Genomic DNA, 13,810 nt, shown 5'->3' with positions numbered 1-13,810 from the left:
AGGGACGTCTCGAAGGGTCAGGTCGGTTCATCACGTCCCACTCAGACTCGGCGATTCAGCGATCAGATCGGCAGCTTGCGAAAGATTGGCCGCGGGATGTGGCGGAGCACCATCATGATGTAGCGGAACGGTCCCGGCACCCAGACGATCTCCTTGCCCTTGGTGGCCGCGGCCACCGCCAGGCGACCCACGTCCTCCTTGTCGACCGTGAGTGGCGCTTCCTTGACGTGCGCCGACAACCGGGTGCGCACCTGACCCGGACGGATGACGAGGACTCGAGCGCCGAAGGGGCGCAGTGCTTCTCCGAGTCCGAGGTAGAACCCGTCGAGTCCGGCCTTGGTGGACCCGTAGACGAAGTTGCTGCGACGGACACGCTCACCGGCGACCGAACTCATCGCGATGATCTGACCGTGACCCTGGGCCTTCATCTTCTCGCCGAGCAGCACACCTACGGAAACCGCGGCGGTGTAGTTGATCTCGGCTTCCGCGACGGCGAGGCCGTGGTCCTGCCAGGCCTGTTCGTCGTCGCCCTGGATGCCGAAGGCGACGATCGCGACGTCGACGTCACCGTCGGCGAACGCCTTGTCGATGACCGCCCGGTGGGTGTCGGTGGCACGGGCGTCGAAGTCGATCTGGGTGACCTCGGTGGCGCCGGCGTCCTTGGCCTTCTGGACGGCGGCAGCGGCGGTGGGGTCACCCGGAAGGGTGGCGAGGATGACCCGCGCCGGGCCCTTGCTGAGGTATTCGGCGGTGATGGCGAGCCCGATCTCGGAGCTGCCTCCCAGGACCAGGATGGACTGTGGGACGCCCACGGCGTTGATCATGTGTGTACTCGCTTTCGGTGACGTACAGGTCGGTTGCGCATGAGCGCGTCGGAAACTGGGTGCGTCGAGAATGTCCGCCGCTCAGGCGAGTTCGAGTCGCCGGCCCATGTCCGACATGAACACCCGGTTGGGGTCGACACGGCGACGGGTCGCGATCCAGTCGTCGATCTCCGGGTACATGGCGTGGAAGCTCTCGGCCGACGTACGCGAGTCCTTGGCGGTGTAGAGGCGGCCGCCCATCGCCATGACGCGGCGGTCGAGGTCGTTGAGGAACTCGGCGAGACCGGCCTTGACGGGGAAGTCGAGGCAGACGTTCCAGCCTTTGAACGGGAAGCTCAGCGGTGCCCGGTTGCCCTCGCCGAAGAGTTTGATGACGTTGAGGAAGCTGACGTGGCCGGACGCCTGGATGTGCTCGATGAGTGCGGTGAATTCGCCCTCGTTACCGGTGGGCACGATGAACTGGTACTGGCAGAAGCCGCCCCCGCGTCCATAGGCGTTGTTCCAGTCACCGAACACGTCGAGCATGTGGTAGAACTGCGCGAGATTCTTGACCTTGCCCTCGCTGGGCGGTCCGATCCGGTAGTAGGCCTCGCCGACCGCGGAGAACGAGAGCTTGTTCGCGAGCCCGCGCGGGAAGATGTCCGGGAACCGGACCAGCGGCTTGTTGTTGAACGAGAGCGGGTTGTCCCGGTACTTCTCCGGCAGTTCGTCGACACGGGCGAGGTTGCCTCGCGAAAAGGTGCCGCGGCCGAGCTTCGGCGGTCCGCTGATCGTGTCGAACCAGCCCGAGGCGTACTCGTACCCGTCCTCGAAGCCGTCCTGGAGGTGCAGGTCGAGGGTTTCCTGCAGCGAGCCGGTGCGGGCGGTGTCGGCGATGAAGTACGCGCTCTCGGTGCGCTTCATCTGGATCTTCGCGCGCAGCACGATGCCGGTCAGTCCGATGCCGCCGATGGTCGCCCAGAAGAGTTCGCCGGCCGGGTCGTCAGCCGACCCGCCCGGGGTGAGGGTGAGGATCTGGCCGTCCGCGACGAGGAGCTGCATCTCGAGGACGTGATTGCCGAAGCTGCCCTGGCTGTGGTGGTTCTTGCCGTGGATGTCGTGCGCGATCGCGCCGCCCACCGTCACCTGCCGGGTGCCCGGGAGCACCGGGACCCACAGGCCGTGCGGGAGTGCCGCCTGCATGAGCGTGTCCAGCGATACGCCGGCGTCGACGTCGACCGTGGCCGACTCGTCGTCGATCGCATAGATCCTGGTCAGCGGGGTCATGTCGACCGTGAGTCCGCCGCTGTTCTGGCCCGATTCGTTGTAGGAGCGTCCGAGCCCGCGGGCGATGACGCCGCGTTTGAGGTAATCCGGCTTATCCGCGTTGTCGTCGGCCACCCGGGCGACCGCCTCGGCGATGACCTCGGGGTACGGCGTGGACAGGACGTGACCCTCGATCGGGGTGGTGCGAGACCAGCCCACCAGCTTGCGGGTCGTGATCGGCAGCAACTCTTCAGTAGACATCGCTAAAGAGGGTACCTGGGTGACCGACCTGCACGGACCGTCCGTCCCGAGCCGAGCTGCCGCTCCGTGACCGCAGCGGCCCGGTGAATCCGTTCGACCGGTGGTCCCCTGACGAGGGTGACGTCGCTGTCTTGCGTCATGCCCACGTCGTCAGGGCCACGACGATCGCGGCCATCGCGATGACGTAGGTCACGGCCCACCAGAGGTCGCGGCCGGGTGTTGGTTGCGGCGGATGAGGGACGGTGGAGTGCTGGGTCATGTCTCGGGCGTGGACGATTTCGTGTCGGGCGGGGTGCGTGGTGCTGGGTGTGATCTCACGAGGCCGGAGCGGCTCGGTGAACTTGAGCTCGGCCGGCGAGGGGCCTGGTCGGTTGCCCGGCCGGGGGGCGTGCGCGCGCGATGTCGGATGCCGTCATCACCTGTGTCCACCACTTTTGGAGCGGGCTCGGGTCGGGCCAGATGATCGTCTCGTCTGCAGTGGGCACGGGGAGCTCCTTTCGGTGAGAGGTGTGTCTGCGTGTGCACAATGCGACTGATTCATGGATAGCACCGCCGGCGGGCGGTTCGCCACCTGTTGCCGGCTGATTGTTCGGCCGAGACATGGTGCGCCAGTCCAGCACTCGGAGATCGGGTGCGGAGGACGGTCGCAGAGGTCGGTGCGGGGTTGCTCGCGGTGTCCGGGTGTCAGAGCGGTCGTCGGTTCGGCCGCCGGGGTCCGTGCCATCGTCGAACGAACCATTGACTGATGGCACTATCCGTGGTGGCATGCATCACAGGGTTGAATCCCGGCGTACGACGAGGAGTCCGAATGGAAGCAGCACTCAACGATGTGACCCGCCCCGACGACGGGGTCGATGAGGTCGCTGCGCGCCTCCTGGCGTCCGCGGCGCGGCTGTCGCGTAACGCGATGACCGAGATCGACTGGGACGAGCCGCTCGATCCGGAGAAGTACGGCTGCAGTCCGGAATGGTCGACGCTCTATGGAACCGCGTACTGGGAAGAGATGACCGAGCAGCAGCGGATCCGCCTCACCCGCCACGAGACCGCGTCGATCATGAGCATCGGTATCTGGTTCGAGATGATGCTGCAGGAAATGGTGATCCGCGACCAGTACCTCGGTGACTATCACCGCCCGGAGTTCCAGTTCGCCCTGACCGAGGTCGCCGATGAATGCCGGCACTCGATCATGTTCGCGAAGACCTCACACAAGCTGACGGGTACCAGTTACACGCCGCACCCACGTCTGGGTCGTTTCGGCAAGCTGTTCATGCGGGTGGCCGGCGGTGAGATCGCCTACGCCGGAATCCTTGCCGCCGAGGAGGTCCTGGACGTGTTGCAACGCGGGTGCATGCGCGACGACCGGGTGCTGCCGCTCGTGCGCACCGTCAACGAGATCCATGTTCTCGAAGAGTCGCGGCACATGCGGTTCGCCCGCGAGGAGGTCCGGCACTCCATGCGTGAGGCGAGTTGGATTCGGCGGCAGCTCAGTTCGGTGATCACCGCGATGGCGGTGTCGTACATCCTCGTGAGTCTCGTCCGCCCGCAGGCCTATGCCGACGCCGGATTGGACCATCGTCGCGCCGTCGGCGAGATGCGCCGCAACCACCATTTCCAGTCGATGGTGCGTTCTGGTTGTGCACATCTGATGGGCTTTCTCGACGACGTCGGTCTGCTCACCCGGCCCGCTGCGCGGATCTATCGCAAGGTCCACATGCTCTGACGGCTCGGCGTCGGTGGGCCCGTCGCTCAGGAATCCTGTTGCGGGGGAGTGATGATCGCGGCATTGACCAGTGAGAGCAGGTCCTCGATTCCGGTGCCGTCGGGCAGCTGGTCGGCGAAGTCGGTCTCCAGCGAGGCCAGGCCGTGCGCCATGGCGAAGGTCGCGATGGCGATGAGGTTCCCTGGCACTCCGCCGCCCCATCCGTCGTCTGCGGCGTCGGAAACCGTGCTCGTGTGCAGTTCCCACGCCCGCGCCCGGGCCGCGACCAGCTCAGCGGCCTTGTTGTCCACCAGGCGGGACCCCATCATCAGCGCGGCCGTGGCGCGGTTGTCACGCGCGAACCGGACATAGACCTGCCCGAGCGTGGCAACAGCCTCGCCCAGTGGCGCATCGTCGGACAGTTCCCCGAGAGCGCGGGTGTGTTCCGCATGGAGGCTGTCGAATCCGCGTACCGCGACCGCGGTGAACAGTGCCCGACGATCGGCGAAGTGGTGAGCAACCGACTGATGGGTGATCCCCACCCGGCGGGCGATGGCGCGCAGGCTGGCCTTCTCCGGACCCGCCTCGTCGAGTTCGGCGACGGCCGCGACGAGCAGCGCCTCCCGGACCTCGGGTGTGGTCCGGCGTCGGATCGGGCAAGCCGGCTTCTGCATGCCCGCGATTATGGCTCATCTGCGCGCGATGCTCGGCGTGGTCGAAGTCGACCGCTGGTTTCACAGCTCGCGCGGACGGGCACGCGGGTGGGGCACAGATCTCTACGACAGGAGCGCCGCAGATGAGCCACCAGCCACCGAAGGATGTCCAGGAAGCAGCCCAGCGCGCGGTCCGGTGGATCGAGGACGGCAAGGCGGGCAAGGGGTTCACCGACACCGGCCGCCATCGGGCTCACCAGCTGGCCGAGGGCAGGGATGTCGACGACGACCAGATCCGCAAGATGCGCAACTACTTTTCCCGCCATGAGGTGGACCGGGACACCACCGGGTTCAAGAACGGCGAGGACGGCTTCCCGACGGCCGGACGCGTCGCCTGGGATGCCTGGGGTGGCGACCCCGGACGTCGGTGGGCGAATTCGCAGAAGATCGAGGGGGATTGAGCGATTCGGCAGTGCACCCTGGTCTGGTCAGCCGAACAAACCGTCTAGATGGCTGAGCACGTTCCCGAGGTGTGCATCCAAACGTGTCAGGAGGTCGATCCGCTCGCTGTCCCGGTTTCGCCAGTGACGGAGCTCCGCAACGAACACGGCATGGCATGCGGCGGCAACCACCATCGGAACGTAGTGGTCCACATGGTCGCCGGCCCGGTTCGCCACAAACGACTCGATCGGCAACCTCCATTGCTCCCAACGTGCCTGCGCGCCCGCGTGGAGATCCGGAGTGGTGTCCAACAGCTGAAAGCGCTCCAACCACACGTCGCTGCTGAAAACGGCAAGGCGCGTCGATTCGAGGACAGCGGTACGGACGGAGCCGAGCACGTCGTCCGCGTCTGCCGACGCTTCCAGGACATCGGCCAGTCGCTCGATCGTCGAGTCGAACTCGAGCCAGATCACCCCCGATTTCGACCCGAAGTAGCGGAAGAATGTCGTACGCCCGATGCCTGCAGCAGCGGCGATGTCCTCGACGCTGACGTTCTCGTAGCCACGGTCGATCATCAATGCGACCGCTGCTTGCTCCACATCTTCTTTCGACGCCGCCGGTGGGCGTCCCGGTGGGCGTCTTCGGGTCTCCATTGCTCCAACTTATGCGGTCACCGCTCGATTCTTCGCTCCGGCGCTGGACTCCGGCGTATTGTGGTACTCGGTACCACTACTTGCGTCGACCGACCACTCGAGATGTCACCCAGGTCGTTGCAACGCGGGACCCGGCATCGCGTCCGCGATGCATCCGAGCGATGAAGGAGTGTTGGAAATGGGAAAGTTGGATGGCAAGGTCGCCATCATCACCGGGGCTGCACAGGGCATGGGGGCCGCTCATGTACGGCGGTTCGTTGCCGAGGGTGCCAAGGTCGTTTTCACCGACATCAACGATGACGGTGGCCGCAAGCTCGCGGCTGAACTCGGTGACGGCGCGCACTTCATCAAGCATGACGTCACCTCGCTCGACGAGTGGCGCGCGGTCGTCGCCGAGGCGGAGGACACGTTCGGTCCGGTGGACATCCTGGTGAACAATGCGGGCATCTTGGGGCCCATCGAGGACGTCGTCGAGATCGACCCGGATGAGTATCTGAAAGTCATTGCTGTGAATCAGCATTCGCAGGTGTGGGGCATGAAGACCGTGATCCCGTCGATGCGCAAGGCGGGCGGCGGTGCCATCGTCAACATCTCTTCCACTGCCGGCATGGTCTCGATCGTCGGCGCGCCCAACATCGGCTACGTGGGCAGCAAGTTCGCCTCCCGTGGCATGACGAAGCAGGTTGCCGTCCAGTTCGGGCCGGAACAGATCCGCGTCAACTCGGTGCATCCGGGGTACATCAAGACGCCGATGATGGAGGCTGCCACCGACGCCGAAGGCGGCGGTATCGCTGCTACCGTTCCCATTCGTCGAATGGCCGAACCCGACGAGGTCTCCAGCCTCGTGTTGTTTCTCGCTTCTGACGACTCCTCGTACATCAGCGGCATGGAGCATGTCATCGACGGCGGATTGACTGCCTCCTGACCTGTTCGATCTGTGACGCGGCGCCGGCTCTCTCGAGAGGGTTCGGCGCCGCCGCTGGTTTCGAGGCCCCTGCATGGGCGCCCGATCTCGCCAGACCTTGCCAACGGACGATGTCACATATAGAGTCCCTGCCACTGGCAGGCTGAGCGGTGGGTCGACCTGGAAACCACCAGGTCGACCCACTCGACGCCTGATGTCGATGGGGGTCCGATGATGAAGTCCGGTGGGCGCGGTGTCGCGTGGTGGATTGTTCTGGTGGTCGTCGCGGTGATGGCGGTGTCGGCGTTCTACGTGGGCAAACTGCGGTTGAGCGTGATCCCCGACCGGGCGATCGGGCATTCGCCGCCCGCGCCACAGGCCGGCGTCGTCCGGGACAAGTCGATCGAGTACGTGGTGACCGGGCCGGAGGGATCGTCCGCGCGGGTGTCCTACATCGAGCCCGGGGGCCGCGTCGTCGAGGACAAGGTGACGGTTCCGTGGCGTGTGGTGCTCCGGACACGGGAGTTGACGACGTCTGCCGGCGTCCTGACCCAGTCCTCCGGTCGCGGCGAGGTGTCATGTGCGGTGCGGGTCAACGGATTCGAGCGCGTACGTCAGAACGGTTCGGGCACCGATGGCAGCACGGTCGCCAACTGTCTGGTCCCGGTGGCCTAGGTGCGCGGGACGACGGGGGAGCGACAGATGGCCACGACGCGCGAGCGGATCACCGAACTGCGGAAGGGGCTCGCCGCAGAGGTGAGGCGTCCCGCTCGGTTCGACGTGATGCGTGACCACGGTCCGGGACGTCCGCGCCTCGCCCGCTTCCTGTACGCCTGTTCCCTACCGGTCATCGTCGTCTGGCTCCTCGTCGCGGGCGGTCTCAACATCGTTGTGCCTCAACTGGAGTCAACGGTCACCGAACACGCGCAGTCGTTCCTGCCGGACGAGGCGTCGTCGGTGCAGGCGCTGGTCAAGATGGGGGAGTACTTCGGCGGCGGGGGCAGCAACAACTTCGTCTACGTCCTGATGGAGGGCGACGACCCCTTGGGGCCGGAAGCTCGCACGTACTACAACGAGTTGCTGACGACGCTCACCGCTGACACCGAACACGTCAACTCCGCGATGGACCTCTGGTCGAACCCGGACCTCGCTCCGGCGGCCCAGAGTGCTGACGGCCACGTCGCCTACGTCCTGGTGAACCTCGCCGGAAACATGGGCACCGCGCTGGCCATGGAGTCGACCCAGTCCGCACGCGACACCATCGCCGCGACAACGCCTCCAGCTGGAATCGACGTACACATCACCGGGCCGTCCGCGGTGGTCAACGACGAGATGGTCGCGATCAACGACTCCATCATCCTGCTGGTCTCGGTGTGCGCGTTGCTGGTCGGCGCCGTGTTGCTGCTGGTCTACCGATCCGTCGTCACCGCCTTGGTCCCGCTGCTCGGGGTGGGACTGGCGCTGGCCGTGGCCCGCGCCACCATTTCGTTCTTGGCCGAGAACGAGGTCATCAAGGTCTCGATCTTCGCCGCGGCGCTGTCGGCGGTGATCGTCCTCGGCGCCGGCACCAACTACGGGATCTTCCTCGTCGGCCGGTATCAGGAAGCGAGACGCAAGGGACGCGACCGTGAAGACGCGTACTACGACGCGCTGGCAGGGGTCCAGCACATCGTCGTGGCGTCGGCGCTGACGGTCGCCGGTGCGATGGCCTGCCTGGCCGCGACGCGCCTCGCCATGTTCAGCACGTCGGGATTGCCGTGCACCATAGCCATTCTCATCACGCTCGCAGCCGCGCTGACCCTGGGACCCGCGGTTCTGGCAGTGGCCACGCGACTGGGCTTCGTGGAGCCACGGGAGTCGGCGTCACCGCGACGGTGGCGTCGGATCGGCACCACCGTTGCGCGCTGGCCGGGCCCGGTCCTCGCGGCCGCACTCGCCGTTCTCGCGGTGATGATCATCCCGCTCTCGATCTACGCGCCGAGCTACAACGAACGCCGCGCCCAGCCGGCGGATTCGCCCGCGAACGTGGGATTCGCTGCCGCAGATCGGCATCTGCCGCCGAACATCATGGCGCCGAGCGTCCTGATCGTCGAATCCGACCACGACATGCGCAATTCGGCGGATCTGATCGCCCTCGCGCAGCTGACCGATGCCGTCGCCTCGATCGACGGTGTGAGCGCGGTCCAGGGGATCACCCGCCCGCTCGGCCAGACCCTCGATCAAGGCACCCTCACCTCCCAGGCGGGGTACGTCGGCAACAGGTTCGGCCAGATGACGTCGCTTCTGCGGGATCGCATCACCGACCTCGACGCGATCGGTGCGACGATCGACGATCTCGACACCGCCATCGACGGAGTCGACGCGGCGCTGCGGCAAGGGGCGGCCGGTGCGGGGGCGTTGTCCGACGCCACCACGCAATTGCAGCGGACGAGCGAGTCGACGCTGGCGAAGGTCGACGACCTGACGGCCGGGATCGCCCCGGTGCGCGGGATCGTGAACTCGATCCCGCAGTGCCAGGATGTCGCCGCCTGCCGCACCGCGCTGACCGGTCTCTCGGTCCTCGATGACCTTCCCGCGCTGAGAGATTCCGTCCGCGACCTCGCCGGCGGCACCCGGTCGCTGAGCGCAGCGCTGCCCACCGCCGCGCGGCAGATCCCCGTTCTTCGCGCCACGGTCACGCAGCTCCGTGAACTCATCGGCCCGTTGCGGACCACCCTGGGTGCACTGCTCCCGCAGGTCGGCGAGATCACCGACTTCCTCGACGAGGTGAGCGGGGCGTACTCGGCGGGCAGTCCCGCTGCCGGTGGATTCTTCCTGCCCAGCCAGGCGTTGGAGAGCCCGCTCTTCCAGAGCGGCATGCCGTATTACTTCTCCGACGACGGCAAGGCGACGCGGATGATCGTCACCCCGCAGCGCGAGGGCTTCAGCCGTGACGCGATGGACGTCAGCGCGGAGGTGATACCCGCCTCGTTGGCGGCGATCAAGAACACGTCGCTGGCCGGATCCACGGTCAGCATCGGCGGACCGGGCGGCACGCTCCTCAACATCGAGTCGTTCGCCCACGAGGACTTCATCGCGATCGTCGTCGCCGCCTTCGCATTCGTGTTCTGCGTGGTCCTGGTCCTGCTGCGCAGCCTCGTGGCCGCACTCGCGGTGATCGGAACCGTCGGACTCTCCTATCTGTCCGCGATGGGGGTGTCGGTGTTCCTGTGGCAGGGCCTCATCGGTAATCCGCTGCACTGGTCGGTCGCGCCGATCGCGTTCACCTTCCTGGTGGCCGTGGGTGCCGACTACAACATGTTGCTGGTCAGCCGTTTTCGAGAAGAGTACGGCGCCGGCGGTGGCACCGGGCTGATTCGCGCCATGGTCGGAACGGGAAGTGTTGTCACGCAAGCAGGTCTGACGTTCGGGATCACGATGTTGGCGATGCTCGCCAGCTACGCGCACAACGTCGCGCAGATCGGCACGACCGTTGCCATCGGACTCCTCATCGACACGCTGATCGTCCGAACCCTGGTCATGCCGGCGATCGCGCGGCTGTCCGGCCGGTGGTTCTGGTGGCCGACGCCGTTCGTGTCGCTGGCCCCGCGACGCTCGATCGGGAACGAAAGCGTCGCGGAAGGGATTCCTCCAGTCGCGCAACGGGTCTGACGAAGTGCGCCTTCGCAGAGATGACGGTCTACGTCAGCGAACACGGGATCGGTCGACAGGCCCGGTGACGGAAACGTCGTTGGACGCGTGACTCGGCGTGCAGCGACGGGTTTCACTGTCCCCGTCGACGGGCACGCGGTGGGCGCAGGCCTGACGACAGGAGCGAGGAGGGTCAGTGAAGATCACGGTGTTGGGCGCGCCGAGCAGTGCTGGTGCCTACTGTGTGGGCGTAGAGCGAGCGCCCGCTGCGTTGCGAGATGCTGGTCTCGTCGAGCAGTTGGCGGCCACCGGCGCGGAGGTCGTCGATGCTGGGGATCTGACAACCCGGTTGTGGTTTCCCGACCGCGAGAGTCCGTTCGCGCAGAACCTGAGCGACGAGACGGATGCACTGATCGAGCTCTCCGCAGCTGCGGCCGACCTGCTCGCAGCCGGGCAGCGTCTGCTCGTGCTCGGCGGAAGCTGCACGGTTGCGGTCGGGATGTGCGCCGCGATGGCATTGTGCGGGGAGCGCCCCCGCATCGTCTACGTGGACCGGCATCTTGATCTCAACACGCCACGCTCGACAGCGGAGGGTTCGCTGAGCTGGATGGGCATGGCGCACGCGTTGGCCCTCGAGGGGGCTGCGCCCGAATTGGTCGGCCTCACGAACCGCACGCCGATACTGCACCCGTCGGACCTGGCCTATCTCGGGGTGGATGTGACCCGGGAGACAACCGGGTGGGAACGCGAACAGGCCACTGCGCTGGGACTTGCGATCGTCGATCAGACGAGGCTCTGCGACGACCCTGAAGACGCGGCCCGCGGCGCGCGAAGCATGCTCGCCCCCGGACCGTTCGTGGTGCACCTCGACGTCGACGTGCTCGATTTCCTGGACGCGCCGATCGCCGAGAACGTGAACGGACGGAACAGTGGACCGACGATTGCGGTCCTCGAACAGGCCCTGGTCACGCTCCTGCGCGACCCTGATTGTCTGGGGATGTCGATCGGGCAGCTGGACCCCGCGCACGCGTCAGCGGATCACACCGCGGTACCCCGGCTCGTTGCGGCGCTCGTGTCGGCACTGACCTTCACCTAGGCAGCCCCGACGCACGAGAACGTCAACCGGTCAGACCGAGACCACCTCGGTCCTGACCTCAGGGACGAGGGGAAACACCTGCTGCGCAATGCGTTCGAGCTCGTCGTGGGCGGGTGAACATTGGATCAGCAGGAGTGTGAGGCCGGCGTCCTGGTAGGCGCGGATCTTCTCGGCCACCACCTCGGGGGTGCCCACCAGTTCCGGGCGGAGGCCGCGGGTTCCGACCGAGTACTCGCGCTTGGTGAGCTCGACGTCGAGCTCGGAGTTGCGCGCGAACTCTTCGAATGACGCGTATCCCGGTGACCGAGGATCGATGGTGGTGATGCGGTCGAGTTCGGCCCGTGCCTCCGCCTCGGTGTCGCGAACGATCACATAGGCCGACATCCCGAACTCGGCCATGTCGCGCTGGTGGATTCGCTGCGATCGGTCGTTCATGTCGGCGATCTTGGCGCGGACCTCGTCGACGGTACCGCCGTGTAGCACATAGGAATCCGCGAACGTCGCAATCGACTCGCGGCCGCCCTCGCTCTCCCCGCCGGCGAAGATCGGCGGCTGAGCGACGGGTTTCGGCGACAGGATCGAATCGTGGACCGAGAAGTGTTCACCCGCATAGGAGAACGGAGTGTGATTCCACAGTCCACGCAGGATGTCGACGAACTCTTGTGCCTGCCGGTAACGCTCGTCATGCCGGGTGAAAGCGCCACCATACTGCTTGGCCTCCTCCTCCCACCACGCCGCGACGACGTTGAGGGCGAAGCGTGCCGGATCCGACGATGCACCACCTGCGATGTCGGTGATGGTCGCGGACTCTTTCGCGGTGACGGCCGGGAGGTGGAAGCCGGCCCGCACCGCCGTCATCACCCGAAGGCGCTCGGTGACGGCGAGGATCGCCGACGACAACGACCACGCTTCGAGGCTGGGCGCGTGAATACCCTTCCGGTCGTTGAGATACAGCTCGGGGACGAGCGTCGTGTGATAGCCGAGACGATCCGCGAGCTGTGACAGTCGCTTCACGTAGTCCCACGTGGCGGGCATGGCCTCGTCGCCGACGTTGCGCAGGAAGCCGCCATAGATCGGAGTCCAGTAACCGAAATGCATGTCAGTCCTTCGTGATCGTGTCGAGAGATGAGCGCAGATCGTCGACCAGGTCGTCGGGACTCTCCAGCCCTATCGACAGTCGAATCGTGCTTCTGCTGAACCCGGCCGACGCCAGGCGCTCGTCGTCGAAGTGGCTGTGGGTGGTGGTGGCCGGGTGCACCACCAGCGAGCGGACGTCGCCGATGTTCGCGACGATCGAGAACACCTGCAGCGAATTGATGAACTTCTCCACTTCGCGCTCGTCGCCGACGAGGTCGAAGGAGAACACCGACCCGGCGCCTCGGGGCAGATAACGTTGCGCAGCAGCGTGCCACGGGTTGCCGGCAAGGCCCGGGTGGTGGACCTGAGTGACCGCGGGGTGTGAATCGAGGAACCGCGCGACGGTCAGTGCCGTCGACACCTGCCTCTCGAGGCGGAGGTCCAGCGTCTCTACGCCCTGCAGGAGCTGGAAGGAGTTGAACGGCGAGAGGGCGGGTCCGAGGTCGTGGACGAGTTTCGTCTTCGCGTAGACGAGGAATGCGCTGCGGTCGCGTCCGAACGTGTCCCACAGAACGAGGTCACCGATCCGCGGATAGGGTTCGGTGAACTGCGGCCACCGCTGCGGTTCCGCCCCGAAGTCGAAAGTCCCGAGGTCGACCACCACGCCCCCGAGTGAGGTCCCGTGGCCCCCGATGAACTTGGTCGCCGAATATACGGCGATGTCGGCGCCGAACTCTTTGGGGCGAAGAAGATATGGAGTAGCGATGGTGTTGTCGACCACGAACGGCACCCCGACTTCATGGGCGATCCGCGCCACGGCGTCGACGTCCAGCACCGAAGCCACCGGGTTGCCGATGGTCTCGGCGAAGAACGCTCGGGTCTCCGGCCGGGCGGCGTCGCGCCACCCGTTGAGGTCGTCCTGGTCGACGAGGGTCACCTCGATGCCGAAGTCCGCGAAGGTGTCGGTGAGGAGATCGACGGTGCCGCCGTACAACTGACGCGCGGCGACGATATGCTCACCCGTCTTGGCGAGCGTGAGCAGGGCCACCGCCACCGCCGACTGCCCGGACGCGGTCGCCAGCGCCGCAACCCCTCCGTCGAGATCGGCGATGCGCTGTTCGAAGACCGTTTGGGTCGGGTTGCCGGTGCGGCTGTACAGGTTTCCCGTCCGACGTAGCGAGAAGATGTCGCGTGCCTGGGCGAAGTCACCGAAGTCGTAGGCGACCGACTGGTAGATCGGTGGGATCACCGTGTTCTGTGCGGTACCCGGCGTGTATCCCGAGCGAACCTGGCGGGTCGCGAACCCTGGGGACTGGGGCATGAGTGT

Annotated in this window: 13 protein-coding genes; 6 read left to right on the top strand and 7 right to left on the bottom strand. The window is 66.2% G+C overall.

The annotated features are described in order from the left end of the window. Nucleotides 1-62: 62 nt before the first annotated feature. The 3 genes from AMD30_RS19900 to AMD30_RS25730 all read right to left on the bottom strand — a co-directional run bounded on the left by AMD30_RS19900 (nt 63) and on the right by AMD30_RS25730 (nt 2,589). Nucleotides 63-824 carry a decaprenylphospho-beta-D-erythro-pentofuranosid-2-ulose 2-reductase gene (locus AMD30_RS19900; protein ID WP_010843197.1) on the bottom strand — a complete coding sequence of 254 codons (762 nt, stop codon included), beginning with the start codon at nt 822-824 and terminating at the stop codon, nt 63-65. An 81-nt stretch (nt 825-905) separates the two neighbouring features. After that, nucleotides 906-2,330 (bottom strand): FAD-binding oxidoreductase, encoded by a 1,425-nt coding sequence (locus AMD30_RS19895; RefSeq protein WP_055476825.1) that lies wholly within the window; start codon nt 2,328-2,330, stop codon nt 906-908. Nucleotides 2,331-2,466: 136 nt separating this feature from the next. Beyond that, entirely contained in the window at nt 2,467-2,589 is a 123-nt protein-coding gene (locus AMD30_RS25730; protein ID WP_269432852.1) for a hypothetical protein, read from the bottom strand. Between the two features lie 549 nt (nt 2,590-3,138). Between AMD30_RS25730 and AMD30_RS19890 the strand changes: the two genes are divergently transcribed. Further along, entirely contained in the window at nt 3,139-4,050 is a 912-nt protein-coding gene (locus AMD30_RS19890; RefSeq protein WP_055476824.1) for an AurF N-oxygenase family protein, read from the top strand. 26 nt (nt 4,051-4,076) lie between these two features. Here the strand turns inward: AMD30_RS19890 and AMD30_RS19885 are convergent, their stop codons facing one another. Continuing rightward, nucleotides 4,077-4,703 (bottom strand): TetR/AcrR family transcriptional regulator, encoded by a 627-nt coding sequence (locus AMD30_RS19885; RefSeq protein ID WP_010843200.1) that lies wholly within the window; start codon nt 4,701-4,703, stop codon nt 4,077-4,079. Between the two features lie 122 nt (nt 4,704-4,825). On the opposite strand from AMD30_RS19885, the gene AMD30_RS19880 reads away from it, so the two are divergent. Then, nucleotides 4,826-5,143: a hypothetical protein gene (locus AMD30_RS19880; RefSeq protein ID WP_055476823.1), complete on the top strand. Its 318-nt coding sequence runs from the start codon at nt 4,826-4,828 to the stop codon at nt 5,141-5,143. 27 nt (nt 5,144-5,170) lie between these two features. Here AMD30_RS19880 and AMD30_RS19875 read toward each other — a convergent pair whose 3' ends face one another. Next, nucleotides 5,171-5,776 (bottom strand): acyl-CoA-like ligand-binding transcription factor, encoded by a 606-nt coding sequence (locus tag AMD30_RS19875; protein WP_055476822.1) that lies wholly within the window; start codon nt 5,774-5,776, stop codon nt 5,171-5,173. Between the two features lie 178 nt (nt 5,777-5,954). On the opposite strand from AMD30_RS19875, the gene AMD30_RS19870 reads away from it, so the two are divergent. The 4 genes from AMD30_RS19870 (at nt 5,955) to AMD30_RS19855 (ending at nt 11,406) form a co-directional block, all read left to right on the top strand. After that, nucleotides 5,955-6,701, top strand: a complete 747-nt coding sequence (locus AMD30_RS19870) for a glucose 1-dehydrogenase (RefSeq protein ID WP_010843208.1) — start codon at nt 5,955-5,957, stop codon at nt 6,699-6,701. 210 nt (nt 6,702-6,911) lie between these two features. Continuing rightward, nucleotides 6,912-7,355: an MmpS family transport accessory protein gene (locus AMD30_RS19865; protein ID WP_055476821.1), complete on the top strand. Its 444-nt coding sequence runs from the start codon at nt 6,912-6,914 to the stop codon at nt 7,353-7,355. Nucleotides 7,356-7,463: 108 nt separating this feature from the next. Next, nucleotides 7,464-10,331, top strand: a complete 2,868-nt coding sequence (locus AMD30_RS19860) for an MMPL/RND family transporter (RefSeq protein WP_442902730.1) — start codon at nt 7,464-7,466, stop codon at nt 10,329-10,331. Nucleotides 10,332-10,506: 175 nt separating this feature from the next. Continuing rightward, nucleotides 10,507-11,406, top strand: coding sequence for an arginase family protein (locus tag AMD30_RS19855; RefSeq protein WP_055476819.1), 900 nt, complete (start codon nt 10,507-10,509; stop codon nt 11,404-11,406). Between the two features lie 30 nt (nt 11,407-11,436). On the opposite strand, the gene AMD30_RS19850 is transcribed toward AMD30_RS19855, so the two are convergent. Both AMD30_RS19850 and AMD30_RS19845 read right to left on the bottom strand, forming a co-directional pair. Further along, on the bottom strand, nt 11,437-12,504 hold the full coding sequence (locus tag AMD30_RS19850) for an LLM class flavin-dependent oxidoreductase (RefSeq protein WP_014925002.1): 1,068 nt from the start codon (nt 12,502-12,504) through the stop codon (nt 11,437-11,439). Between the two features lies 1 nt (nt 12,505). Beyond that, nucleotides 12,506-13,804 carry an O-acetylhomoserine aminocarboxypropyltransferase/cysteine synthase family protein gene (locus tag AMD30_RS19845; RefSeq protein WP_055476818.1) on the bottom strand — a complete coding sequence of 433 codons (1,299 nt, stop codon included), beginning with the start codon at nt 13,802-13,804 and terminating at the stop codon, nt 12,506-12,508. Nucleotides 13,805-13,810: the final 6 nt, after the last annotated feature.

Origin of the sequence: Gordonia sp. HS-NH1, assembly GCF_001418765.1 — a bacterium.
GTDB lineage: Bacteria > Actinomycetota > Actinomycetes > Mycobacteriales > Mycobacteriaceae > Gordonia.
The sequence above is the reverse complement of the archived record's forward strand: the minus strand, read 5'-3'. Positions and strand labels throughout refer to the sequence as shown.